Origin of the sequence: Mesorhizobium zhangyense, assembly GCF_011045115.1 — a bacterium.
In the GTDB taxonomy this organism is placed as follows: Bacteria; Pseudomonadota; Alphaproteobacteria; order Rhizobiales; family Rhizobiaceae; genus Mesorhizobium_M; species Mesorhizobium_M zhangyense.
In genome coordinates this window covers 94,258-120,505 of record NZ_JAAKZG010000014.1, presented here as the reverse complement: position 1 = coordinate 120,505, position 26,248 = coordinate 94,258, and the positions used below count along the sequence as shown (strand labels likewise).

The 26,248-nt window shown below is 61.7% G+C and carries 18 protein-coding genes; 7 read left to right on the top strand and 11 right to left on the bottom strand.

Annotation, left to right across the window (positions count from 1 at the left end; genetic code table 11):
• Nucleotides 1-141: 141 nt before the first annotated feature.
• Nucleotides 142-894, top strand: coding sequence for a histidinol-phosphatase (hisN, locus tag G6N74_RS24825; protein ID WP_376767749.1), 753 nt, complete (start codon nt 142-144; stop codon nt 892-894).
• An 11-nt stretch (nt 895-905) separates the two neighbouring features.
• On the opposite strand, the gene G6N74_RS24820 is transcribed toward hisN, so the two are convergent.
• The gene (locus G6N74_RS24820) at nt 906-1,862 is read right to left on the bottom strand and encodes an alpha/beta fold hydrolase (protein WP_165120690.1); all 957 of its coding nucleotides are present in this window, start codon (nt 1,860-1,862) and stop codon (nt 906-908) included.
• A 443-nt stretch (nt 1,863-2,305) separates the two neighbouring features.
• Between G6N74_RS24820 and G6N74_RS24815 the strand changes: the two genes are divergently transcribed.
• Nucleotides 2,306-2,776, top strand: a complete 471-nt coding sequence (locus G6N74_RS24815) for an Hsp20 family protein (RefSeq protein WP_165120689.1) — start codon at nt 2,306-2,308, stop codon at nt 2,774-2,776.
• 75 nt (nt 2,777-2,851) lie between these two features.
• Here G6N74_RS24815 and G6N74_RS24810 read toward each other — a convergent pair whose 3' ends face one another.
• Nucleotides 2,852-3,901, bottom strand: coding sequence for a threonine aldolase family protein (locus G6N74_RS24810; protein WP_165120688.1), 1,050 nt, complete (start codon nt 3,899-3,901; stop codon nt 2,852-2,854).
• 496 nt (nt 3,902-4,397) lie between these two features.
• Between G6N74_RS24810 and gltB the strand changes: the two genes are divergently transcribed.
• From gltB to G6N74_RS24795, 3 genes are all read left to right on the top strand, one after another.
• A complete protein-coding gene (gene gltB / locus G6N74_RS24805; protein WP_165120687.1) occupies nt 4,398-9,128 on the top strand; it encodes a glutamate synthase large subunit in 4,731 nt (1,576 codons plus the stop codon).
• A 136-nt stretch (nt 9,129-9,264) separates the two neighbouring features.
• Nucleotides 9,265-10,719: a glutamate synthase subunit beta gene (locus G6N74_RS24800; protein ID WP_165120686.1), complete on the top strand. Its 1,455-nt coding sequence runs from the start codon at nt 9,265-9,267 to the stop codon at nt 10,717-10,719.
• 142 nt (nt 10,720-10,861) lie between these two features.
• Nucleotides 10,862-11,326 carry a pyridoxamine 5'-phosphate oxidase family protein gene (locus tag G6N74_RS24795; RefSeq protein ID WP_165120685.1) on the top strand — a complete coding sequence of 155 codons (465 nt, stop codon included), beginning with the start codon at nt 10,862-10,864 and terminating at the stop codon, nt 11,324-11,326.
• 8 nt (nt 11,327-11,334) lie between these two features.
• Here G6N74_RS24795 and G6N74_RS24790 read toward each other — a convergent pair whose 3' ends face one another.
• On the bottom strand, nt 11,335-12,573 hold the full coding sequence (locus G6N74_RS24790; protein WP_165120684.1) for an SGNH/GDSL hydrolase family protein: 1,239 nt from the start codon (nt 12,571-12,573) through the stop codon (nt 11,335-11,337).
• Between the two features lie 10 nt (nt 12,574-12,583).
• Nucleotides 12,584-13,810 (bottom strand): lytic murein transglycosylase, encoded by a 1,227-nt coding sequence (locus G6N74_RS24785; protein ID WP_165120683.1) that lies wholly within the window; start codon nt 13,808-13,810, stop codon nt 12,584-12,586.
• A 200-nt stretch (nt 13,811-14,010) separates the two neighbouring features.
• Here G6N74_RS24785 and galU point away from each other — a divergent pair, with 200 nt between their 5' ends.
• Nucleotides 14,011-14,898 carry a UTP--glucose-1-phosphate uridylyltransferase GalU gene (galU, locus tag G6N74_RS24780; RefSeq protein ID WP_165120682.1) on the top strand — a complete coding sequence of 296 codons (888 nt, stop codon included), beginning with the start codon at nt 14,011-14,013 and terminating at the stop codon, nt 14,896-14,898.
• A gap of 12 nt (nt 14,899-14,910) precedes the next feature.
• On the opposite strand, the gene G6N74_RS24775 is transcribed toward galU, so the two are convergent.
• Nucleotides 14,911-16,656 (bottom strand): outer membrane beta-barrel protein, encoded by a 1,746-nt coding sequence (locus G6N74_RS24775; RefSeq protein ID WP_165120681.1) that lies wholly within the window; start codon nt 16,654-16,656, stop codon nt 14,911-14,913.
• Nucleotides 16,657-16,817: 161 nt separating this feature from the next.
• Between G6N74_RS24775 and G6N74_RS24770 the strand changes: the two genes are divergently transcribed.
• On the top strand, nt 16,818-17,819 hold the full coding sequence (locus G6N74_RS24770; protein ID WP_165120680.1) for a KpsF/GutQ family sugar-phosphate isomerase: 1,002 nt from the start codon (nt 16,818-16,820) through the stop codon (nt 17,817-17,819).
• Nucleotide 17,820: 1 nt separating this feature from the next.
• Here G6N74_RS24770 and G6N74_RS24765 read toward each other — a convergent pair whose 3' ends face one another.
• From G6N74_RS24765 to G6N74_RS24740, 6 genes are all read right to left on the bottom strand, one after another.
• Nucleotides 17,821-19,908 (bottom strand): putative bifunctional diguanylate cyclase/phosphodiesterase, encoded by a 2,088-nt coding sequence (locus G6N74_RS24765; RefSeq protein ID WP_165120679.1) that lies wholly within the window; start codon nt 19,906-19,908, stop codon nt 17,821-17,823.
• A 178-nt stretch (nt 19,909-20,086) separates the two neighbouring features.
• Entirely contained in the window at nt 20,087-20,545 is a 459-nt protein-coding gene (locus G6N74_RS24760; RefSeq protein ID WP_165120678.1) for an NfeD family protein, read from the bottom strand.
• A gap of 21 nt (nt 20,546-20,566) precedes the next feature.
• Nucleotides 20,567-21,520 (bottom strand): SPFH domain-containing protein, encoded by a 954-nt coding sequence (locus G6N74_RS24755; RefSeq protein WP_165120677.1) that lies wholly within the window; start codon nt 21,518-21,520, stop codon nt 20,567-20,569.
• A 127-nt stretch (nt 21,521-21,647) separates the two neighbouring features.
• The gene (locus tag G6N74_RS24750; protein ID WP_165120676.1) at nt 21,648-22,859 is read right to left on the bottom strand and encodes an NAD(P)/FAD-dependent oxidoreductase; all 1,212 of its coding nucleotides are present in this window, start codon (nt 22,857-22,859) and stop codon (nt 21,648-21,650) included.
• Nucleotides 22,860-22,920: 61 nt separating this feature from the next.
• Nucleotides 22,921-23,985, bottom strand: coding sequence for a ferrochelatase (gene hemH / locus G6N74_RS24745; RefSeq protein WP_165120675.1), 1,065 nt, complete (start codon nt 23,983-23,985; stop codon nt 22,921-22,923).
• 144 nt (nt 23,986-24,129) lie between these two features.
• Nucleotides 24,130-26,172, bottom strand: a complete 2,043-nt coding sequence (locus G6N74_RS24740; protein ID WP_165120674.1) for a bifunctional metallophosphatase/5'-nucleotidase — start codon at nt 26,170-26,172, stop codon at nt 24,130-24,132.
• Nucleotides 26,173-26,248 lie beyond the last annotated feature (76 nt).

Genomic DNA, 26,248 nt, shown 5'->3' with positions numbered 1-26,248 from the left:
ACAAAGTTATTGTGCGCTGCACAAATGTCAAGCGACTTTATGCTTTTTTAATTCAGAGTGATGTGGCAATTCCCCGTTTGGAAACGCTAGTGCCATTCACGCAACATCCGGGAGATACGATTGCCCGTCACCGTTCAGTTCATGCGGCGGATCGCTGAAGCCGCAGCGGCCGAGACATTGCCACGCTTCCGCCAGCAAGGTGCTGTTTCCAATAAGCTTTCCGGCGGATTCGACCCGGTAACCGAGGCCGATCGCGAGGCCGAGCGCGCCATTCGCGCGCTGATCAGTGCCGAATTTCCGGATCACGGCATTCTCGGCGAGGAACACGGCATCGAGAACGCTTCGAGCAGTCACGTCTGGGTGATTGATCCCATTGATGGCACGCGAGCCTATATTTCGGGCCTTCCGGTCTGGGGAACGCTGGTCGGATTGACTGTCGATGGCGACTCAGTCGCCGGGCTGATGTCCCAGCCTTTCACCGGCGAATTGTACTACGCCAACGCGTCGGGCTCGCATTACGAAGGTCCGGGAGGTTCGCGAAAACTCTCGACCCGCAAGACGACGGCACTGGCCGACGCGACGCTGTTCACCACCACGCCGGCGCTGTTCAAGGGTGAAAAACGTGCGCTCTACGACCGGCTGGAAAGCCAGGTCCGGCTCGCCCGCTACGGTACCGATTGCTATGCGTTTGCCATGGTGGCGTCGGGCAATGCCGATATCGTGGCCGATCCTGGCCTGCAGCCTTACGACATCGTCGCGCTGATCCCGATCATCGAGAAGGCGGGCGGCGTGGTCACCACCTTCAGCGGGGGGCCGGCGGAGAACGGCGGCGACATACTGGCTGCAGCCACGCCCGAGCTTCATGCTGCGGCGATGGAAATTCTCAACGGCTGAAGCCGACCGCGCTATATCACCGGCGCATCGCTACCGGGAATGAATGCGTCGAAGGCGGCGAGGAACTGTTCGCGGTAGATGTCGGCTTCCTGAAGAATTTCGTGGCGGGCACCGTCGATGGTGAGCAGCGAGCCGATGCGCAAGCGTCTGGAATAATCCTCGATCGCGCGGTTCGAAACGACTTCGTCGGCCCCGGCGACGATGAAAAGCGTCGGGATCTGGACCTTCGCCATGAATTCCGGGTTCTGCACGGTAGCAGCGGCTTCGGCGGCTGCACGAATCCAGGCGACGGTGGGGCCGCCGAGGCCGAGATGCGGATAGGTCTCATAGAGCAGGCAATTGCGCCGGTAGCGTTCAGGATCGGTCGTAAGCTTGTTCGTGGCGAAGGGTTCGATCTGGCCCTGACGCCCGCCCGAGACATATAGCTGGCCGAGCCCGCTATAATAAAGCGCGTTGCCCATGCGCCTGATCGCGGGCATCGACAGCGGTGACTTGTGCAGGGCGAAAAACGGGGCGATCAGCACCATTCGCCGCACGCGGTTGACCATCGCCGGCGTGCCCAGAAGCGCGATCAAAGCGCCCATCGAATGGGCAAGGATGTAATAGGGGCCGCGGCAGTCCGGCAGGACGATTTCGGCAAAGAACTGCTCGAGATCGCGCGTGTAGTCGAAGAAGCCGCGGACGTGGCCGCGGCCTGCGTCACGAATCAGCCGGTCGGAAGCGCCCTGGCCGCGCCAATCAAGGCTGGCCGAACCTAGGCCGCGCGCTGCGAGGTCGCGGGCGGTTTCGAAGTATTTTTCGATGCACTCGTTGCGGCCGGGCAGGATTATGACCGTGCCCTTGAGCGGACGCGACGTTGCCGGGAAAAGCGCATAGCGCAGTTTTTTCTGGTCGAAGGCGGTGATGTAGCCGGAGGTCGCCCGTTCAGGCTTCGGGTTTCCGGGAATGTCGTAGAAATAGTCGGTCATCTTCGGCTTTTTCTCATGCGCGCCGAAGGCCGGCCCTGAAACTGATAAAAGCGTAGCGATGAAATGCAAATAAATTTAGACCGCCGGCAGCGGTAAAAGAAGCAAGGCCGGAAGCAGCTTTCGCTGACTTCCGGCCCTTTGTCGATCCGAGTGGAAGGGACGTTACACCCGGTTCGGCCCCGTTGCGGCAGGATACGCACCGCTAACTTTCACATTGAGGCCAATCTAGCAGGGCGGTTCTGAACGCTAACCGAAGCGCCGGTTCATCCTGCGTTCATCGGCGCGGATTTTTTCGCGTTGGGAAAAGTCTTGAAATGCCCGAAGGGGGCACCCAAATGACTTCTTGCGGTCGCCACGGAATGGGGCCGCTGATCACGCCGAAACGCCATCATGGGTAAGGCAGGTCACACGCGAACAATGTTGCTCAACTGGAGAACAGAACCATGCGTCATGTTGATTTTTCCCCGCTCTATCGCTCTACCGTCGGCTTCGACCGACTTTTCACGATGCTCGATTCCCTTGCCCAGCCGGAAGGCGCGCAGACCTATCCACCCTACAACATCGAACGGACCGGCGAGGATTCCTATCGCATCTCCATGGCGGTAGCGGGTTTTTCCGATAGCGATATCGCCATCGAAGCCCACCGCAACGTCTTGAGCATCAAGGGTGAGCGCAAGGACGAGGGCACCGGCGAAGGCTCCGAGTTGCTCTATCGCGGCATTGCCTCGCGTGCTTTCGAGCGCCGATTCCAGCTTGCCGACCATGTCGATGTCACCGGCGCCAATCTGAAGAATGGCCTGCTGCACATCGATCTCAAGCGGACCATTCCCGAAGAGCTCAAGCCGCGCAAGATCGCGATTTCGGCCCCCTCGGACAAATCCGCCAAGCAGATCGAAGCCAAGACTGCGAACTAAACTCACGCTCCTCCCGAGCGAAAACGGCGCCTTCGGGCGCCGTTTTTTATTGCGCGACAGATTCTGCCTGGACGGTCAGGCGATCAAATCGCCGAATCGGTCGACATCCTCTACCGTTGTCGCAAAGCTGGTGACGAACCGGCATAGCGTTTCGTTTTCGGAGATGGGCTCGGCGAATCCATGCGGCGCGTTCCAAGGATAGAAGACCGCGCCTGCGTCGGTTGCCGCTTTCATCGTGTCCTTGCCCATGATCGCGAAAACCTCGTTGGCCTGCGGCTGCCAGCCGAGACGGGCCTTGCTGGACGCTTCGATGACCTTGCCCAGCCGCGCGGCCATGGCGTTGGAGTGTCGGGCCGTTTCGAGCCAGAGGCCGTCGGTGAAATAGGCATCGAACTGGGCGGCGATGAAGCGCGACTTCGAAAAAAGCTGAGCGGCGCGCTTGCGCAGGAAGCCGAATTCGCGGGCCTTGCCGGTATCGAACAGCACGACCGCTTCGGCGCACCAGCAGCCGTTCTTGGTGCCGCCGAAGGAGACGATATCGACGCCGCGCTTCCAGGTCATTTCGGCGGGCGTCGTCTCAAGCGATGCCAGCGCGTTGGCAAAGCGCGCGCCGTCCATGTGAAGCGGCAGGTTACGCTTCCTAGCAACGGCCGAGATCGCATCGATTTCGGCCAGGCTGTAGACGGCGCCGACCTCCGTGGCTTGCGTGATCGTCACGGCGATAGGCTGGCCGGCATGGACGAATTCCGGCTCGAAATGGGAAATCGCCTTTTCGAGATTGTTAGGCGTCATCCGCCCGAGCGGCCCGTCAACAGCACGCAGACGGGCACCGCCGGAAAAATACTCCGGCGCGCCGCATTCGTCCTCCATCACATGCGCCTCACGATGGCAGAAGGAGACGCCGCCTGGGCGGTTATAGGCGGCCAATGACAGCGAATTCGCCGCCGTTCCGGTAGCGACGAAGAAGACGGCGACCTCGCGCTCGAAAATTTCGCTGAATTTTTCGTAGACGGCGCGGTCGAGGTCGCCGTCACCATAGGCGGTGCTGAAACCTGATGCGTGTGTGGAAAGCGAGGCGGCGATCTTGGGATGGGCGCCGGCCCAATTGTCTGAAGCAAAAAACATGTTTCGGTTCCGCAGGATACGCGTTGAAAGCGCGCGACCTTGGCCGGTTTTGATGGGCAGCATCAAGGGCCAGTGAGAAAAAATCTTCTGCGCTCGGCACGTTGACCGAAAACACCAGGAGGTTGAAAGTTTCGCATCGCGACAATGTGGCGCAAGATTATTACGCGCTTTGTGCCGTTTTTTTGTGAATCGGTCTTGTGCGGCTCCTAAAATTCTGCAATAAGAAAATTAGGACAGTAGTGCTGTCTTATTTTATCTGCGCAATGTGTGCCGGATTTGGCGTATGATCGACGCCTGTCCGGCTATCACTGCGACCGATGCCGGGAATGCCGCGAAAGTGGCAGTGACTCGCGCACCCCAAGGACTGTATACCGCCCGGGCAGTATGCTTTTCCGCGGAAATTCGACAAGACGTGCAGGCGATTTGATGGATGTGCCGCAAGGCTGCCAGACAATGGAGAGACGCCCGAAAGGGCTGGAAACGGAAGGGAAGGACGATGACGGACATGACGACATCTGTGACGACGCAATTCCAGGCGCCCGTGCAGACGAAAGCCGTTGCCGTCAAACGCGCCAACTTGCGAACTCCCAACGGCATGGCCGCGCAGGGCCTCTACGATCCGCGCAACGAGCACGACGCCTGCGGCGTCGGCTTCATCGCCAACATGAAGGGCGTGAAGTCGCACCAGATCGTCAAGGACGGGCTGTTCATGCTCGAGAACCTGACGCATCGCGGTGCGGTGGGCGCAGACCCGCTGATGGGCGATGGCGCCGGCCTGCTGGTGCAGATTCCGGATCGTTTCTTTCGTGAAGAGATGGCCAGGCAGGACATCGAGCTGCCGGTTCCGGGACAATATGGCGTTGGCCACTGGTTCATGCCGCAGGATGCCGATCTGCGCGCGCATATCTATGATGTCATCCGCGAGTCGGCGCAGTCCGAAGGATTGCCGCTGATCGGCTTCCGCGACGTGCCGGTCGACAATTCGTCGCTTTCCAAGGCGCCGGATATTTCCGCTGCCGAGCCCTATCACTGCCAGGTTTTCATCGGGCGCACGCCCGACATCGAAGACGACGAGGAGTATGAGGCGAGGCTCTATCTGCTGCGCAAGGTCATCTCCGGCCGCATCTATGCCGAGAACGACAACAAGGACATCGGCGCGTACTGCGTGTCGCTGTCGGCGCGCACCATCGTCTACAAGGGCATGTTCCTCGCCTATCAGGTCGGTGCCTATTACAAGGACCTTGCCGATCCGCGTTTCGAGACGGCGCTGGTACTCGTTCACCAGCGTTTCTCGACCAACACCTTCCCGTCGTGGAAGCTGGCGCATCCCTACCGCATGGTCGCGCATAATGGCGAGATCAACACGGTGCGCGGCAACAACAACTGGATGGCGGCGCGTCAGGCGTCGGTCGACAGTGAGCTGTTCGGCAACAACATCTCGAAGCTGTGGCCGATCTCATACGAAGGCCAGTCGGATACGGCCTGCTTCGACAACGCGCTCGAGTTCCTGTTCCAGGGCGGCTACAAGCTGGCGCACGCGATGATGATGCTGATCCCGGAAGCCTGGGCCGGCAACAAGCTGATGGATGCCGACCGCAAGGCATTCTACGAGTATCACGCGGCCCTGATGGAGCCGTGGGACGGTCCCGCAGCAGTCGCCTTCACCGATGGCCGCCAGATTGGCGCGACGCTGGACCGCAACGGCCTGCGTCCGGCGCGCTATGTCGTCACCGACGATGACCGCGTCATCCTGGCGTCGGAGGCCGGCGCGTTCACCGTGCCGGAAGAAAAGATCGTCAAGAAGTGGCGGCTCCAGCCCGGCAAGATGCTGCTGATCGACCTTGAAAAGGGCCGCATCATCTCGGACGAGGAAATCAAGTCCGAGATTGCGACCAAGCATCCCTACAAGACCTGGCTGCATAACACCCAGCTCATCCTCGAAGAGCTGAAGCCGGTCGAGCCGCGCGCGCTGCGCAAGGATGTTTCGCTGCTCGATCGCCAGCAGTCCTTCGGCTATACGCAGGAAGACACCAAGCTCCTGATGTCGCCAATGGCGACGACGGGTCAGGAAGCCGTCGGCTCGATGGGCACTGACACGCCGATCTCGGCCATGTCGGACAAGTCGAAGCTGCTCTACACCTATTTCAAGCAGAACTTCGCGCAGGTCACTAACCCGCCGATCGACCCGATCCGCGAGGAGCTGGTGATGAGCCTCGTCTCCTTCATCGGGCCGCGGCCGAACATCTTCGATCTCGTGGGCTCGTCGCGCAAGAAGCGGCTGGAAGTGCGCCAGCCGATCCTGACCAATGGCGACCTGGAAAAGATTCGCTCCATCGGCCACACCGAGGATCGTTTCGACACCAAGACGATCGACATGACCTACGGCTCTGCCGAGGATGCCGCCGGCATGCAGGGCGCCATCGAGCGGCTGTGCGAGCGTGCCGAGGCGGCAGTTGCCGGCGGCTACAACATCATCATACTGTCCGACCGTCAGGTCGGGCCGGACCGCATCGCCATACCCGCGCTGCTGGCGACGGCGGCCGTGCACCACCACCTCATTCGCAAGGGTCTGCGCACCTCGGTCGGCCTCGTGGTGGAATCGGGCGAGCCGCGCGAAGTGCATCACTTCTGCTGCCTGGCCGGTTATGGTGCTGAGGCGATCAACCCGTATCTCGCTTTCGATACGCTGCTCGATATGCACAAGCGTGGCGACATGCCGGCGGAAGTGGACGCTTCCGAGGTCGTGACGCGCTACATCAAGTCGATCGGCAAGGGCATCCTCAAGGTCATGTCCAAGATGGGCATCTCGACCTATCAGTCCTATTGCGGCGCACAGATATTCGACGCCATCGGGCTTAGGTCGGACTTCGTGGAGCAGTATTTCACTGGCACTGCCACCCTCATCGAGGGCGTCGGGCTGGACGAAGTCGCGACCGAGACGGTCAGCCGCCATGCCGATGCCTTCGGCGACGACCCCGTGCTGCGCAACGCGCTCGAAGTGGGCGGCGAATATATGTATCGCATGCGCGGCGAGGCTCATATCTGGTCGCCGGATGCGGTGGCCAGCCTCCAGCACGCCGTGCGCAAGGGCTCGTGGGAAACTTTCAAGGAGTTTTCCGCGCAGATCGACAGCGAGACGGCACGCGCGCAGGGCATTCGCGGGCTGTTCAAGATCAAGCTGGCCGAAGATACCGGCCGCAAGCCGGTATCGCTCGATGACGTCATGCCGGCTGCCGACATCGTCAAGCGCTTCTCGACAGGTGCCATGTCCTTCGGCTCGATCAGCCGCGAGGCGCATACGACGCTGGCCGTTGCGATGAACCGGATCGGCGGCAAGTCGAACACCGGCGAGGGCGGCGAAGAGCCGGATCGCTATCTGCCGCTGCCCGGCGGTGGGGCGAACCCCGAGCGCTCGGCGATCAAGCAGGTTGCTTCCGGCCGGTTCGGCGTTACGACCGAATATCTCGTCAACTCCGACATGATGCAGATCAAGGTTGCGCAGGGCGCCAAGCCTGGCGAGGGCGGCCAGCTTCCCGGCCACAAGGTCGATGCGACGATCGCCAAGACCCGTCACTCGACGCCGGGCGTCGGTCTGATTTCGCCGCCGCCGCACCACGACATCTATTCTATCGAGGATCTGGCGCAGCTCATCTACGACCTGAAGAACGTCAACCCGGCGGCCGACGTGTCGGTCAAGCTCGTCTCGGAAGTCGGCGTCGGCACGGTTGCCGCCGGCGTCGCCAAGGCGCGCGCCGACCACATCACCATCTCCGGCTATGACGGCGGCACCGGCGCTTCGCCGCTGACCTCACTGAAGCATGCGGGTTCGCCGTGGGAAATGGGCCTTGCCGAGACGCACCAGACGCTGGTGCTGAACGGCTTGCGTTCGCGCGTCGCCTTGCAGGTCGATGGCGGTCTGCGCACGGGCCGTGACGTTATCATCGGCGCGCTGCTGGGAGCCGACGAGTTCGGCTTCTCGACTGCGCCGCTGATAGCTGCCGGCTGCATCATGATGCGCAAGTGCCATCTCAACACCTGCCCTGTAGGTGTCGCCACGCAGGACCCGGTTCTGCGCAAGCGCTTCAAGGGCACGCCCGAGCACATCATCAACTACTTCTTCTATGTCGCGGAAGAGGTGCGCGAGCTGCTCGCGGCCATGGGCTACACCCATATCGACCAGATCATCGGCGATACCGATCTTCTGGAAAAGCGGGCGATGATCGAACATTGGAAGGCGCGGGGGCTCGATTTCGCCCGCATGTTCTACAAGCCGGACGCTCCGGCCGAGGCAACGCACTGGACCGAGCGCCAGAAGCATCCGATCGATGACGTTCTCGACCGCAAGCTGATCGAGCAGGCAAGGCCGGCGCTCGAATCGCGTCAGGCCGTCACCATCGAGGCGGAAATCCGCAACGTCGACCGTTCGGCCGGCGCCATGCTTTCGGGCGAAGTGGTCAAGCGTTTCAAGCACAAGGGCCTGCGCGACGACACGATCTCGGTGAAGCTCACCGGCACGGCCGGCCAGTCCTTCGGGGCCTTCCTGGCGCGTGGCATCACCTTCGAGCTGATCGGCGACGGCAACGACTATGTCGGCAAGGGTCTTTCGGGCGGCCGCATCGTGATCCGTCCGCCGGAGAATGCGAAAATCGTCGCCGAGGATTCGATCATCGTCGGCAACACCGTGCTTTACGGTGCGACTGAGGGCGAATGCTACTTCCGTGGCGTCGCCGGCGAGCGTTTCGCCGTGCGCAACTCGGGTGCCGTCACCGTTGTCGAAGGCGTTGGCGACCATGGCTGCGAATACATGACCGGCGGGGTTGTCGTCGTCATTGGCCAGACCGGGCGCAACTTCGCGGCCGGCATGTCGGGCGGCGTCGCCTATGTGCTGGACGAGGCCGGCGACTTCGCCGAGCGCTGCAACATGGCGATGGTCGAGCTGGAACCGGTTCCCGAAGAGGACGACCTGATGGAGAAACTCCTCCACCATGGCGGCGACCTCGATCACAAGGGCCGCGTCGACGTATCCGGCGACATGACCAGCCATGACGAAGAGCGCCTCTACCAGCTTATCTCGAACCATGTGCATTTCACCGGTTCGACACGCGGCAAGGCTATTCTCGACGACTGGGCGAACTACCGGCCGAAATTCCGGAAAGTCATGCCGGTCGAGTATCGCCGCGCGCTGATCGAAATGGAGCGCATGAGGATGGGCGTCGCGGCGGAGTAAGCCGTGTCAGCCGTCCGGACAGTAACGGGCTGACCGAAGGTCCGGGCTGGACGGCTGAGCCAACCTGCTTCAAGAGAAGAGCCAACAGTTTTTGCCTGTGATTTTTCGCAGGGTCTGATCGACGAAAGTTTTTGCAATGGGCAAGGTAACAGGATTTCTTGAGATCGACCGGCAGGTGCACAAGTACCAGCCGGCCTCCGACCGTATCCGGCATTTCCGTGAATTCACGCTGCCGATGTCGGACAAGGAAGTCGAGAAACAGGCAGCGCGCTGCATGGATTGCGGCGTGCCGTTCTGCCACGGTCCGACCGGCTGTCCGATCCACAACCAGATCCCGGACTGGAACGACCTCGTCTACAATGGCGATTGGGACAACGCGATCCGCAACCTGCATTCGACCAACAACTTCCCGGAATTCACCGGCCGCATCTGCCCCGCGCCTTGCGAGGAAGCCTGCACGCTGAACCTCGAAGACATTCCGGTCGCCATCAAGACGGTCGAGCAGGCCATCGCCGACAAGGCCTATGAGCTTGGCCATATCCGCCCCTATCCGGCGGAGAAGAAGACGGGCAAGAGTGTCGCCATCATCGGCTCGGGCCCGGCCGGCATGGCCGCTGCCCAGCAGCTCGGCCGCGTCGGACATGACGTTCATGTCTATGAGCGTGAGAGCAAGGCCGGCGGGCTGATGCGCTTCGGCATTCCCGACTTCAAGATGGAAAAGCATTATATCGACCGCCGCGTCGAGCAGATGCAGGGCGAGGGCGTGACCTTCCATTGCGGCGTCAATGTCGGCGTCGACAAGCCCGTTTCGGAACTGCTCGCCGAGTATGACGCCGTGCTCTATTGCGGCGGCTCCGAGACGCCGCGTCCGGCCAACATTCCGGGCGACGATCTCGAAGGTGTGCATGATGCGATGCCTTACCTCGTCCAGCAGAACAAGCGCGTGGCACGCGAGGATATCCAGTCTGTTGCCTGGAAGTCCGAGTCAATCGTGGCCGGCGGACTGCATGTCGTCGTTGTCGGCGGCGGCGATACGGCATCCGACTGCGTTGGCACGGCATTCCGGCAAGGCGCGGTGCGCGTGACCCAGCTCGATATCCGGCCGCAGCCGCCGGAAAAGGAAAACAAGCTTGCCGTCTGGCCCTATTGGGCGACCAAGATGCGCACGTCCTCGTCGCAGGCCGAGGGCGCCGAGCGCGAGTTCCAGGTGGCGACGCTCGAATTCATCGGCGAGGACGGCCAGCTGACCGGTGTGAAGTGCTGCGAGGTCGATGAGAAGCGCAAGCCGATCGCCGGCACCGAGTTCGTCATCCGCGCCGATCTCGCCTTCATCGCCATCGGCTTTGCCGGTCCGATGGCCGGTGGGGTGGTCACGGAACTGGACGGGCAGCTGAAGATCGGCGTCGACAGCCGCCGTTCGACCAATGTCGATGCCAACGACCGCGACTACCGGACGAGCGTCGACAAGCTTTATGCGGCGGGCGATATCCGCCGCGGCCAGTCGCTCGTCGTCTGGGCGATCCGCGAAGGCCGGCAGGCCGCCCGCGCCATCGACGAGGCGCTGATGGGTTCGAGCGTGTTGCCGCGATAGGCCGACGCTCAGCGAATTGTAAAGAAAAGGCGCCGCGAGGTGCCTTTTCTTTTGCGATCAGTGCCTGGCCGTGGCTATCGTGCTCGGCAGCCGCCGGTATGGCTAAGACCTCCCCGCCTACTCGATCTGCTGATATAACTTGATGATGCGGGAGTTCGATCCACAGGATGTTCTAAGTCGCCCGTTGATGGCGAATTTGGCGACCGTTACCTCGGACGGCGCGCCGCGCAACGCACCGGTATGGTTCATCTGGGAGGACGGCGCGATCTGGCTTCTCGGGTCGTCAGATGGAAGCGCGGTGAAGCATCTGGAAAGAGATCCGCGCTGTGCGGTAGAAATCGTGCACTTTGACAACGACGCCGGTATCCTGCTGCATCTCGGACTGCGGGGTACCGCCACCATCGAGCCGATGTCACCGGACCGCTTCAAGCGGCTGCTTCACAAATATCTCGGCCCCGAAGCAGGCTGGAACGCATGGTTCATCGACAACGTGGCCCAGATCGAACATCCGGACGGGCGCATGATCAGGCTTGCCCCAGCCAGCATTTTCACCAACAACGTGTCGTTCTTCAGAACCGGGCCTGACTTTGCATGGCCGCCGGGGTAGGGGGCTGGTCAGCGCCTGACGGTCGCTGTGGTGTCCGGTATTGCCGGTGCGGCTGCCGTTGCCGGCTCGGCCGGTCGGGGCGGCCAGGAAAAATCGTCGGCACGTCCGGGCTTGGCTTCGGGCGCGATGCCGTCGATCGCCAGTTTTTCGCCGGGGGAGCGCGGCGATGCTTTCCCGACATTTGCGCCGAGCAGTTCGGTACCGCCGTCCAGTTCGGGATCGTTGAGCGAGATCGGCACCGTGCGGTCGACGGGTGCGGCCTTCTGGGTCTCCGGGGTCAGAGCCGGCAATGCCGGTACGGCCGCCGCACCCGGTGCAGTAGTGAGGCCAAGGATCTTGCTCAAGGGCTTTTCGGCGTAGAACGCCAGCTTGCGCTTTCCCGCCTGGGTGAGATTGATGCCGTCGTCGGAACGCAGCCGGACCGGCTGGCCGCTGACGTCGGGACCGGTTGTTATGAATGCGCCGTTCTCATCGACGAAGCCATCCCAGACATCGACGAACTCGGCCTTGGCCTCCTCGCTTGCCGCGCGGTAAATATCGTTGAACGCCAGCATGTCGGAGGTCATCTTGGAAGACCTGAAAGCCGGCACGCCGACCCATACGAACGGCACCTTGCGCTCCGTGATTGCCTTGGCCAAAGCTTCGGTGCGCTTGGCATATTCCTTGTTCCAGTTGTCCGTTCCCAGAGTTTCGCGCGTGTCGCCGACGCGCATCTGCTGACGGTCGTTGGAACCCATCATGACGGCGATAGCGGCGGGCTTTTCGGTTTCGATCAGCGCGCCGATTTCCTTGGGCCAGTTGAAATAGTCTTCACGAACGAAGCCGGACGAACCTTTCGACCTGTCGACTATCCGGATTTTTGGGTTCTCTGCGTAGAGAATGCCAAGGCCGTCGGCGAGGCCGCTGCCAAGAAAGTCGCCGATGACGAGCACGACTTTTGCGTCGGGCTCTTTATCGATGACGGGAATTTCCGGTTCCGCCGGCTTGCGGGCGACGGCGCGCGCCTTGGGCGCCTTCTTGCGCACATTTCCCTTGGACCTTCCTCCTGGCACATCGGCCGGTGGAGCCAGGCGCGGTTCCCTGCGCGGGAAAAACAGGTCGCGCAACGACCATGGCCGGTAGACCGGTTCCTGCGCGAAGGCAGGCGAAGCCGGTAAGGCCAACCAAAGACCGGTCGTCAGGACAGTGAGCGCGACAAGGAACGCCGTAATCCGGACCGGAAATGCGGTGCGCTCCTTGGCCGACAAAGCCTTGCTCCTAGCGTTTCCTCAGCGTCTTGAGCACTTCCATGCTCGGATGACCGTCCTGCGTCAAGCCGGCCTTGGCCTGGTATGCCTTGATGGCCGCGCGCGATCCTTCACCGATCTTGCCGTCGAACTTGCCTTCATAATAGCCATAGGCGGACAGGCGCTGCTGAAGCTCCTGCTTCTCCTCGAAGCTCAGCTTGGTGAAGGGGCGGCTCCAGTCCTGCACGAGACCGCCATAACCGGCGATCTCGTCGGCAAGCAACCCGACGGCGAGCGCATATTTATCGGCATTGTTGTAGCGTTTGATGACGAAGAAGTTCTTGGTCATCAGGAAAGCCGGTCCGGCGCGTCCGTCCGGCACCTTCAATTCCGCCTTGTCGGAACCGCTGCGGAACGGCTTGCCGCTGGCACGGGTGACGCCGAGCGACTGCCATTGCGACAGTGACTTGGAACCGCCGGGGAACTTGCGGCCAGCCGGCAGGGAGACCTCGTAGCCCCAGGTCTTGCCGCTCTGCCAGCCATTCTTGTGCAGCAGGTTGGCGGCGGTCGCCAGTGCGTCAGGCACGGAGTTCCAGATGTCGCGCTTGCCATTGCCATCCATGTCGACGGCATAGGCCTGATAGCTGGTCGGAATGAACTGCGTATGACCCATCGCGCCTGCCCACGAGCCGGTCAGATGGCTTTCGTCGATATCGCCGCTCTGCAGGATTTTCAGGGCAGCGATCAACTGGGTGCGCGCGAATTTTGCCCGGCGCTCGTCGGCATAGGCAAGCGTCGCCAGTGAGCGCACGACATTGCGCATGACATCGTCACGCTTGAGGATTTCGCCGTAGTTCGATTCCATCGACCAGATGGCGAGCAGTATATAGCGGTCGACGCCGTATTTCGCCTCGATCCGGTCGAGCCAGGGCTTCCATTTCCGCGCCATATCGCGGCCGACAGCCACCGACTGCTCATGCACCCGGTTGTCGAAGTAATCCCACACCGGTGCGGTGAACTCGGGCTGGAAGCGCGCCTTCTGCAGCACTTCGGGATCGATGTCCTTCACATTGCGGAAGGCGCGGTCAAAAGTCGTGCCGGAAATGCCGCTTTGCGCGGCGGTGTTGCGGAAGCTCGAAACCCAGCGCTGAAAGCCAGCGTCGGCCGAAGCCGGAGTTGCCGAAAACATAAGAGCGAGCGACAGACCGGCGGCTGCCGCGGCGCTTGCAAGGCGAATTGCGGTCTTGCGAACGAGCATATTTTCCTCCTTGTCCATCATCGGAAGACTCATTCATCGCCGAACGCGGTTATCAATCAGTTTACCATAGCGAAATTCGCACGCCAAAGAGCCCGCGAAAGCGCAAAAGCGGGCGGTCAATTCAATATTTTTCAATTTCGGCGTGAAAATGTCGCACTCCGTGATTGTCGGTAAGCCGTCGCCCGTGGATAAGTGTCGATATGAAACAGGTTCGCAAAGCAGTTTTTCCGGTTGCCGGTCTCGGCACGCGCTTTCTTCCGGCAACGAAATCCATTCCCAAGGAAATGCTGACGGTCGTCGACAAGCCGGTCATCCAGTATGTGGTGGATGAGGCGCGCGAGGCGGGCATCGAACATTTCATCTTCGTGACCGGTCGCAACAAGGCTGTCATCGAGGATCACTTCGACGTCCAGTTCGAGCTGTATGACACGCTTGCCCAACGCGGCAAGGACGACCAGCTTGCGCGGCTGCAGCGCCTTCAGCCGGCACCTGGCCAGACGAGCTTCACGCGCCAGCAGGTGCCACTCGGCCTTGGCCATGCTGTCTGGTGTGCACGCGATCTCGTCGGCAACGAACCCTTCGCGGTGCTTCTGCCGGACATGATCATGCAAACGGACCAGAGCTGCCTCAAGCAGATGGTCGAACTCTATAACGAGACCGGCGGCAATATCGTCGCCGTGCAGGAATGCGACCCGGCCGAGGCGCATAAATATGGCATCGTCGGGCTCGGGAACGAGGTGCGTAACGGATTCGAGATCACCGGCATGGTGGAAAAACCGAAGGCTGGAACGGCGCCGTCCAATCTCTACATCAATGGCCGTTACATCCTGCAGCCCGAGATTTTCGGAATCCTGGAAGGGCAGGAGCGCGGGGCAGGCAACGAAATCCAGCTAACCGATGCGATGCTGAAACTGGAAAAGCAGCAGCCCTTCTACGGCTCGCACTACAAGGGCAGGACCTTCGACTGCGGTTCGCCCGAGGGCTTCATCGAGGCCAATGTGGCGTTTTCGCTGTGGCGGCCCGACATGCACAAAAATATCTCGGCGATGCTGGAAACCATGCTCAAGGAACTGAAGCCTATCGAGTAGCGGTTGATTGGCCTATCTCTGGACTTTCAGGCCGACAAACACGCTGTTGGCCTGATAGTCGCGGCCTTCCAGATTGCTCTTGAGCTGCTCATGCCGCAGGCGCCCGGTCAGGCCGGCATAGCGGTTTAGCCACCATGTCGCGCCGGCTTCCGCATTGAATATGATGTCGTGGCCGTCCGAGCCGGAATAGTCGCGATATCCGGCGCCTATCGCAGCATTGGCCGTGAGATTGGCGCGGATTTCGCGCTCGACCGACAGCCGTGCGGAATGGAATACGGAGCCGCTTTCGCCGGCCGTCGTCGATCCTTCCACCTCGGTCGAGGCGGCGAGGTTGACCATCGTGCCGCGTTCGGGCGACCAGGCAAGATTGGCGTTGACGGTTGGCCCGCCTATCGCATTCAGGCGATCGTCGTCGAAGCCTTCGCGAATCCAGCCGGCGGAAAATTCACCCGACAGCTTTTCGCCGAGATCGAGCTCGACACCCGCGCGCGCGCCAAGCCGGTCCGATGAGCGCTCATATCCGCTCGCATCGACCTTCTCGTCGTAGAAGCGCCGGCCCACTTCCGCTTCCAGGAAGGGTGTCAGCGCCGGCGAGATTTCGTAGCCGCCGCGAAGCGTCAGCGTTGCCAGCGTCGAGTCGCGGTCCTTCTGCGAGACCACCCCGCCGGTGGAAAGTTGGGCGTCGCCATACATGTCGTGCTCGACCCTGCCGGTGATGCCGAAGCGGGCCTTGCCCACATCCTTTTCGATGCCGAGGCTGCCGTTGAATGTCTGGCGGATCGGCTGGGACAGGGTACCTTCGATCGCGACCGGGGAGGAGCCCGATTCAGGCCGGCGCTGATAACCGGCCTCGACGTGGCCGCGAAGCTCGTCGCCGAGTTCGAGATCAAGCTTGCCGTCGATACCTGCCTGCGTCTCCTTGATTTCTTCGCCGGAGAGTGTCCGCCGGAGGATACCGTAAGCGTCGATCGTCGCCGAATGGCGGCTCCAGTCGGATACGGCGTTGAGGCGCAGCGTGGTTTCCGAAAGCACGCCGGACGACCCGCCGCTGCTTGCACTGGCGTTGGAGGTGGCGGTTATGCCCTGTTCGAGCGAAGGGCGAAGCACGAAGGAACCGGCACGTATGCCGGTGGCGGCAAAGGGGTTGTCGTCGCGGGGCCGGTTCAGGCCTTCGATCGCTTCGGCGCGCTCTGCGCCCTCGTCCAGCTTCAGGACCTGTTCCGAATCGATGGTCGGCGTTCGGACCGTGCCGGTGGTCGTGTCGTCGTCCACTTCCTCGGCCGGTTGTCCGCTGGCGGCCGTTTCGCTGTCCGCCTGCGTGGTGGCAGTGTTGCGGTTGCGCGCATCTTCGGTGCGTTTTCTGGCCGCGGAGGTTGGACGCGTGCTTGCCGGCGGCGGATCGTCGGCAAAAGGGTCGTCGGTGTTCGGCGGTAAGGCGAACAGGCTCGGGTCGGGCGAGGCCGCGGTATCGGTGGTATCCGGGACGGCACCGGTGCTTTCGGGAGCATATTGCGGTGGCGGGTTCTGGTCCGCAGGTGCCTGATTGGCGGCATTCTGTGCCTGGGTATTGCCGGCCTGGCCTCTGCCCAGCAATGAACCGGTGACATCTGTCTCGGCAACCGCTCCGCGCAGTCCGCCACTGTCCTGCGCCTGAGCCGGGAATGCGCACAAAAGGGTGGCGGCACTTGCCGTAAGAAGCAAGGTGCGCAGCGCCCGCGGTTCCGGGCGTCCTCTATTTTCTGGGCGAACCCAAGACATAATCACCTGCTGTGAAGCCCCAAACCGCCATCGCCCGCAGACATCAGCGTTACCGGACCGTAAATCGGGATGGTTAACGGAGGGTTGAGGAAGGCGCTGCCCACACGGGGCTGGTGTCGATAATATTGGACAGCGGCACGCCAAAGCGCTAATCGCAAGCCATGCACGCAGGATCTCTCAAGAAGAAACAACCGGACAGGCAAGCGTCGATCGCTTCGGCGATGCGGACGGTGAGCACTGAACGGGCAGGCGTCGAAGCGCTTACCGAGGCGCTCGAAAATGGCCTGGCCGAGCCTTTCGCCGAAGCCGTGGAATTGCTGGCCGGCATCAGTGGCCGGGTTATCGTGACCGGCGTCGGCAAGAGCGGGCATATCGGCTCCAAGATCGCTGCCACATTGGCCTCGACCGGAACGCCGGCGTTCTTCGTCCACCCTTCAGAAGCCAATCATGGCGATCTCGGCATGATCGCCCGCGACGACGCCATACTTGCCATGTCCTGGTCAGGCGAGACCGCTGAACTCAAGGGCATCGTGGCTTATGCCCGGCGCTTCAGCATTCCCCTGATCGCGGTGACCGCAGGCGAGAATTCAGCCCTTGCGCGTGAATCGACCGTTGTCCTGAACCTGCCGCGCGCGCCGGAAGCCTGCCCGCACGGCCTTGCGCCGACGACGTCGACGCTGTTGCAACTGGTTATCGGCGATGCGCTGGCTGTTGCGCTTCTCGAGGCGAGGGGCTTCACGGCTGATCATTTCCGCACCTTTCATCCGGGCGGCCAGCTCGGTGCCAATCTGATGCATGTCGCCGAGATCATGCATTCAGACGACGAAATGCCCTCCGTGCCGACCGGCACGAGCATGTCCGAGGCGATTATCGAGCTTTCCAGGAAGCGGTTCGGCTGTGTTTGCGTCGTCGACGATGAAGGCAAACTTGCCGGCATCGTCACCGATGGCGACCTCGCCCGCAACCTCCACCGCAACCTCGGCGAACTGGCTGTCGACGAGATCATGAGCCGCAAGCCGAAAACGGTTCAGCCACAGATGCTGGCGAGTGCGGCTATCGCCGTGCTCAATGACAACAACATCAGCGCGCTGGTGGTTGTCGAGGACGAACGCCCGGTCGGCGTCGTCCATTTCCACGACCTTCTCAGGATCGGCGTCGTTTAACCTATGCGCTCAACCGGCGGCCGATGCGAGCCGGCGGCAGGCGGCCCGAGGAGGGCTCCGCGACATCGTTGGCGATTGCCGGGCCTTGCCGGAATATCTGGTTCAACGGCTTGGGCCGGCCGAGGAAAAAGCCCTGTGCCTCGTCGCATTGTTCGATCCGCAGAATGGAGAGCTGGTCGTCGGTTTCCACGCCTTCGGCGAGCACCGGGATATCGAGGCTTTTGCCCAGCGTCAGCACTGCGCGCACGATCGCCTTCGCCTGCGGGCTTTGTTCCACTTCGCTCATGAAGGAGCGGTCCAGCTTGATCTTGTCGAACGGGAAAGAGCGCAAGGTGTCGAGCGAGGAATAGCCCGTTCCGAAATCATCGAGCGCGATCGTCACGCCGAGCGCCCTGATCTGGCGCAGGATATGAAGCGTGCGGGTCTTGTCGGCGATAATGGTGGATTCCGTGATCTCGAGTTCCAGCCTGTTCGGCGACAGCCCGGTTTCGAGCAGGATCTCGTGGACAAGCTTCGACAGGTCCGCGTGGGCGAACTGCACCGGCGAGAGGTTCACCGCGATCTTGTAAGGCGTGTGCCATGAAACGGCCTGTTGGCACGCCGTACGCAGCACCCATTCGCCGATCGCGAGTATAAGGCCGTTTTCTTCGGCGATCGGTATGAATTCCGACGGCGGGACCGAGCCAAGCTCGGGGTGGTTCCAGCGCAGAAGCACCTCGTAGCCGCGAATATCACCCGTCAGGACCGAGGTCTGAACCTGATAGTAAGGTTCGAGCTGGTCGAGTTCGATGGCGCGGCGCAAATCCTGGGCCAGTGACCGGCGTGCGCGCGATGCTTCGTCCATCTTCGATTCGTAGAAGCACACCGCCCGCGTGACGTCGGCCTTCGCCCGGTACATTGCAAGATCGGCATTGCTTATCAGCCGGCCCTGATTGTCGCCGTCTTCAGGATAGATCGCGACCCCGATGCTGGCGCCCGTAGACGTTTCGAAATCATCGATACGGATCGGCCGGAACAAGGTGCTTTCCAGCCGCGAGACGAAATCCAGAAGGTCGTTCTGTTCGCTGAAGCGCTTGACCGCCGCGAACTCGTCACCGCCCACGCGGGCTATGAATTCACCGTCCTTCAAAAGCCGGGAAAGCCTGCGGGCGATGGTTTTCAATGCCTGGTCGCCCGCGCTGTGGCCGCGAAGATCGTTGATCTCCTTGAAGCGGTCGAGGTCGATGCCGAGAACGGCCACCTTGACGGAATCTTCCTGGGCACGTTCGAGCTCGTTTTCGAGATAGCTGCCGAAGCTCACGCGGTTCGGCAGGCCGGTCAGCGAATCGTTATGCGCCAGATGCTGGAGCCGCTGGAACGTTTCGAGGCTGGAGCGCGCGTCGATCAGGTAGCTCGCGATGCCCGTGCCAGCGATGATGAAGCCAACACCTGCAACTGCAATGGCCATCGCCTCAAGCACGTCAGGGTCGGTGCCGGCGGCTCCGGTCAGCATCGGCGTGACCGAGACGGCCGTCATTCCGGTGAAATGCAGGCCGACGACGGCGAGAACAAACAGGCCGAGGGAAAGATGGGCGGAAATCCGGAAAGAACGGCGCACAGCCTGACCGATCGCCAAGGCCGAGAGGACCGAAGCGATAGCGATCGATGCCACGACATAATCGGCGTTCCATTCGACGATGCCGTCAACGCGGTAAGCCATCATGCCGGTGTAATGCATTGCCGAAACTGCAAGCCCGACGGCTCCGCCGCCCAGTTCCGGCGCGAAGCGCTGCGTCCGAATGAGAGCGATCGTAAAACCGTAGGCGCAGCCGGCAATCGCGATGAGAAGGGAGGCCATGGTCAGCATCGGGTCGAAGGTGACCGGGGCTTCCGCCTGATAGGCGAGCATTGCTATGAAATGTGTGCACCAGACCGAAGAGCCGGCAGCTACGGCCGTGAGGAATATCCAGCCGCTCTTCTGCAAGCCCTGCCGTTCGCCAGCCCGTCGAAACAGTCCAAAGGTGACCCAGCCGCCACTCACGCATATCAATGCCGCCAAAAGGACGAGCCACAGATTATGCTCCGTGGCAATGCACGAAATGACGCTCATGGAGAGGGACCCCCGTCCGACGAATTTCCACGTGACAGTCAGACAACCTGAGGTCTCACTTCACCGCGCGTAAAGTAGCTAGAAGTTGACTACAAATGGTAAAAAAGACCGTGACGGTCATGATTTGCGTGATGACGCAAGGGAAGACGCGAGAAGGTGAGGGCGCCTGGAGCCGGTGTCAGGCGATCTCGACGACCAGTTCGGAGTCTTCCACGGCCGTGACCCGCACGCGTGCGCCGACAGGAAGGTCGGGCCCGGAAACACGCCACATCGTGTCGCCAAGCTGTATGCGGCCACGGCCTTCGGTGATCGGTTCGGTCAGTGTGGCTGTCCGGCCAATCATCTGTTCGCTGCGCCGGTTGAGCAACGGCTGGTCGCTCTGGCTGTTGCGACCGGACATGACCCGATTGCCGAGATAGGCTGAAACCAGCGACAGCAGCAGGAAGACGATGACCTGGGCCTGCCAGACCCAGATGCCGGCATCCCAGATCAGCAGGGAGATCGCGCCGACGATCAGCGCGGCAATGCCGATCCACAACAGGAAGACGCCAGGTACGACAATCTCCAGCGCGAGCAGGGCAAAGCCCAGCACCATCCAGTTCCATGGGCCCAATTCGGAGAAAATGCGTTCAAGCATGTTCGTTTACCCGCGCCGGTGTCACTTCTGGTCCGGTGTACGCGTCACCGGCGGCCGCGATGACTGGCGCTGGGCGCCTGCCGTGCCTTCCGGCCGGAATACTTCCTGGGCGATCGCGCCAATGCCACCGAGCGAACCGATCAAGGACGACGCCTCGAAGGGCATCAGCACGATCTTGTTGTTGCTCGACGAACCGATCTTGGCCAGCGCTTCGGTGTATTTCTGCGCCACGAAGTAGTTGATTGCCTGCACGTCGCCCTTGGCGATAGCCTCCGACACGACCTGTGTTGCGCGCGCCTCGGCCTCGGCCGAACGCTCGCGCGCCTCGGCGTCGCGGAAGGCGGCTTCCCTGCGGCCCTCGGCTTCCAGGATCTGGGACTGCTTCAGGCCTTCGGCGGCGAGGATTTGCGCGCGTTTGTTGCGCTCGGCCATCATCTGGCGACCCATCGATTCGACGAGATTTGCCGGCGGGTTGATATCCTTGATTTCGACACGCGTGAGCTTGATGCCCCATGGGTGGGCTGCCTCATCGACCACCCGCAGCAGGCGTTCGTTGATCGCGTCGCGGTTCGACAGAAGCTCGTCGAGGTCCATCGAGCCCATGACGGTACGGATGTTCGTCATGGTCAGGTTGAGGATGGCGTTCTGCAGCCCGGACACTTGATAGGCGGCCTGCGGCGCGTTCAGCACCTGATAAAAGGCGATGCCGTCAACGGCGACGATGGCGTTGTCGCGGGTGATGATCTCCTGCGTCGGCACATCCAGAACCTGCTCCATCATGTTCATCTTGGCGCCGATGCGATCGATGAAGGGAATGATGAGGTTGAGACCCGGCGACAGCGTCTTGGTGTAACGGCCGAACCGCTCGACGGTGTAATTATAGCCCTGCGGCACCGTCTTGATTCCCGTAAACAGGAAGAGAAGGACAAGGATAACCAGGATCGGGATCAGGACGTCGAGACCGGTGAACGGCATGTAGCTCTCCCTCAGATTCGGCGTGTGGCGCGGCAACATCGGTGCAGCCGGCCATCACGAAAACACTTAAGGGTGTTTCCTCGCGGTTACAATCGCGTGATGGTTGATTGTTTCGGCAGGCGTCGCGTCAGTTGCCGAAAGCGAAAAGCGATGCGTCGGTATCGCTTGCGCCTTCAAGCGCCGAGACGATGATTTCGGAGGCTATCTGCGAGTAGGTTATGCCGTTTCCGCCATAGCCCATCACCGCAAATATCCGCGGGTGCTGCGGTATCGTTCCGATATAGGGAAGGCCGGTGCTTGTGGTGCCGAAAGAACCGGCCCAGGCGAATACCGGTTCCGTGTCCAACTGCGGGAACAGGGCCTTCAACTTCGCTGCGATCCGCGCCGATTTGGCGTCGATCAACTGGTCTCGGCTATCCTCGTCGGAAAACTCCTCGTCTTCGCCGCCGCAAATGACACGACCGTCCTGTATGGTGCGCATGTAGAGATAGGGATCAGACGCTTCCCAGATGAAGGCCTGATCGCGCCATAGCGAATTCTTCTGCGGTCGTGTTGCGATCGCCCAGGTCGAGATGATCTGGTGCCGGGCTGCCGGCACGATATCGGTCAGTTCATAGCCCGTTGCCAGAACAACATGTTTTGCGGTGATCGTCGGGCCGTGTGTCGTTGCTGCGACGACATCTTCGCGAGAGGTCTCCATGCCGGCTATTTCGACGGGCGCGTAATATCGAGCCTTGGCCTCGAGCGCGCTGAGAAAAAGCCCGGCTGCAAGCTTTCTCGGATCGAGCGCGAGATTGTCGTGGCTTATAATGGCGCCTTCGCGGTCGATGCCGAACTCTTTCTGAAGTGCTGCCTTGGTGAGATAGGTTGAGTGGATGCCGGCAGCGCGGCGGGCTTGAGCCTCCTCGCGAAGCGCTGTCGGGCCAAGCACATTGCCGGCGAGATAAAGCGACGGTTTTGGCGAGGGGCTGCACTTGATGGCGAGTTCTTCGATGCGTGCACCGAGGTTGGCCACGGCGAGTTTCGATCGCCGCCACGCCTGCTCGGCCTTTGCCTTGCCGATTTTAGAGGCGAGCGTCGTAAGCGGCTGATCGACCTCGAATTGGACAAGGGCTGTCGTGGCGGATGTCGAGCCTTCGAGCGGTCCGCGTCGGTCGACGCACACGACGGAGCGTCCGCTTGCGGCCACGGACTGTGCAATCATTGCCCCGCTGATGCCCATGCCGACTACCAGGACATCGGTTTTCACATCTCGCATCAGCTTTTGCGTCGGAACCGCGGGCGAGCGGTAAGCGAACCAGACGGGGCGGCCGGTTCTCAAGTCAAGCTTGCGGTTCATGGAAGGGTTTTCTCCGGAAGGGGCGGTCGTCAACGCCGCTCCGACCGGGGAGTTCCCGTTGTCAGGCCCAGCCGGACAATTCGCGCCGCACCAGTGCTTCGATCACCGCCATGCCGTCCCGGCTGTCGTTGAGGCAGGGGATATGCGCGAAGTTCTTTCCGCCGGCATGGTGGAAGATTTCCGAAGCCTCGACCGCGATCTCCTCCAGCGTCTCGATGCAATCGACGGAAAAGCCGGGATTGACGACGGCGATCGATTTCACGCCTTCGCGGGCAAGTTTCTCGACCGTCTTGTCGGTGTAGGGCTGCAGCCATTCCTGCGCGCCGAAGCGCGATTGGAAGGTGGTCGTGAGTTTCTTCTCGTCCCAGCCCAGGCGTTCGCGCAGCAGACGCGTCGTTTCCAGGCAATGAGCCCGATAGGGATCGCCGCGATCCGAATAGGGTTTGGGGATGCCGTGATAGGAAGCGAGAATCACCTCCGGCTCGAAGTCGAGCGTTGCAAGATGCCGGGTGATCGAATTCGCCAGCGCCTCGATGTAGACCGGCTCGTCATAGTAAGCCGGAACGCTGCGGATGGCAGGCTGGTTGCGCATCTTCATCAGCGCGCGAAACAGCTTGTCGTTGGCCGTGGCGGTCGTTGTCGCCGAATATTGCGGATAAAGCGGGAAGGTCAGGATACGCGTGCAGCCTTGTTCGACGAGGCGCTTGGCGACGCTTTCGGTAGAGGGATTGCCGTAGCGCATGGCCCAGTCGACGACCACTGTCGGCAGGTCGGTCAGGGCCTCGGCAAGCCTTTCGCTTTGCGCGCGCGTATAGGTTCGCAGGGGCGATTCGTTGCGTTCGGTGTTCCAGATCTTCTTGTAGTTCGCGCCGGATTTTTTCGGCCGCGTCGTCAGTACCAGCCCGTAGAGGATGGGATACCAGATAGGTTTCGGCAGTTCGATGACGCGCGGGTCGGACAGGAACTCGCGCAGATAACGCCACATCGGCCCGAACTCGGTGCCGTCGGGCGTGCCGAGGTTGAGAAGGATGACGCCGATCTTCGGCGGCTTGATGGCGGGATGACCGGCAGGCGCATGGCCCGTTGCGGTGCTCTCGGCTTGTGTGGTCGCGTTTTTCTGGTTCATTCGGCGTTTCTCCCGCGCAGGCGGAAACTAGCGGCAGACGCCGGGAATTCAATGCAACGTCTGGCCGCAGGCAATTGGATACCCCCAACGAAAAAGGCCCGCCGGCGAACCGAGCGGGCCTTCCGAAAAGATTGTACCGCGAAATCAGTTCGCAGCGGGGATATTCAGTGTCGCACCGACGGGCAGATGCTTTGGCGTGTATTTCGAGTTGGCCTCGGCAATCCGCTTCCACTTGAAGCCGTCGCCATAGACCTTCTGGGCAATGTCCCAATAGGTGTCGCCGGCCACGATGATGTGGCTGTCAGGTGATGTCGCCGCGGCAGTTCCGGCCGCCGGTGCAGTGGTTGTTGCAGGTGCTGCGGCGGTGCCTGCTGCCGGCGCCGTCGTGCCTCCATCCACCTTCGGTGCCTGGTTGGCGATGTCGCCGGAGGCGGCCGGCATGTCGGGCAGCTTCACGTCGCCACTGGCGGCAGGCGCAGCGCCGGTTGCCGGTGCAGTGGTGCCAGCGGCTGGCGCGGTCGTGCCTTCGGCCGGCTTGGTCGCGTCGGCCGGAGCAGTTCCAGCGGGTGCGGCCGCCTGTGCGATTTCGGTGATGCGGCCTTCAATCTTCGGCGCGTAAGGCTGATGGGCGCCGAGATATTCCGCCACCACCTGTTCCAGTCCCGGACCGTAGTCATAGGCGTTCTTGGCCTTCTCGGCGAAAATCTTGTAGCCGTCGCCGCCCTGGCGCACATAGTTGTTGGTGGCGACCGTGTAGTCCTTGTCGGGGTTGATCGGCGCCCAGGCGCCGTTCTCCATGACCTCGACCGACTTGATGCGTCCCTCATTGGGTGCGCCCGACCTGTCGAAGGAGTATTTCAGCCCAGCTACCTGCGCGAAGCGTCCGGCGCCGTCGTCGATCTGGCTGACGCCGTTCTCAAGCGCAGCTTTGAGATCCTTGCCGGCAATCTGGAAGGTCGCGATGGTGTTCTGGAAGGGCAGCACGTTGAGAACTTCGCCCATCGTGACCTTGCCGCCGTCGATCGAGGCACGCAGGCCGCCACCGTTGGTTATGACGATCTCGACGCCCTGGCCTTTGACGCGATCCAGCACGGCATCCGAGACGAGATTGCCCATCGCGCATTCCTGGGTGCGGCAGGTTTCACGGCTTCCGTCGATAGCGGCTGCCGTCTCGCCGACCTCCTTGGCCTTCAACTCCTCGATCGGGGCGCCGAGTTCCTTGATGCGGGCAAGCACTGCCGGATCGGGCGTGATCGACTTGTCGAGGAAGATCGGGTCGCCATTGGCTTCCTTGATATTGCCGTCGTCATCGAACACCACCTTGAACTCGCCAAGATATTTCGAATAGGAAGCCGCCTGCACCACCGCCACCTTGTGGCCATCCGGGTTGTCGACCATCGTCGGGTAAGGGCCTTCGGCCTTGGGATCGGTGTTGGACAGCAGCGAGTGGCTGTGGCCGCCGACGACGACATCGATGCCCGGAATCTTGGCGATGACGTCGCGCTCGCGCTTGTAGCCGATATGGGTGATGGCGATGATCTTGTTGACGCCCTGAGCCTTCAGCTTCTCGACCTCGGCGGTGATAGCCTTGACATCGTCCTCGATGGCAATGTTCGGGCCGGGCGAAGCCAGATCCGGCGTATCGTTGGTGATGCCGCCGATGAGGCCGATCTTCTGGCCGCCAACCTCGACGACCATCGACGGCTTGAACTTGCCGGCAGCGCCCGACTTGTCGTTCGGCACGACATTGGCGCTGATCACCGGGAACTGAGCCTTGTCGAGATAAGGCACCAGCGCGCTCTCGCCGTCGTCGAATTCATGGTTGCCGAGGGTAACGGCGTCCAGCTTCATCTGGTTGAGGAATTCTTCTTCCGCCGCGCCCTTGTAGGTGATGTAGAACAGCGAGCCCTGGAAACTGTCGCCGGCATTGAGCAGCAGGACGTTCTGGCCGTCCAGCTTCTTGCGCTCCTGGGCGATGGCGGTGATCAGCCGTCCGGCGCCGCCTATGCATTCGCCCTTGGTCTCTTCCTCTGCCGAGCAGGTCGATTCGTATTTGTTGTTGCCTTCGATACGGCTGTGCCAGTCGTTGAAGTGCAGGATGTTCAATGTGTAGTCGGCAAAGGATGCCCCGGTCGAAAGGGCGAGCGCCGATGCGGAGAGCGCTGCGGCAGCGACGAGTTTCTTCATTTGGTGTCTCCCGAGTGATCCTGTCCGGAGGCGTTTAACGCCGATCCTTGACCGTTTTTTAACACGGCTCGCGGGC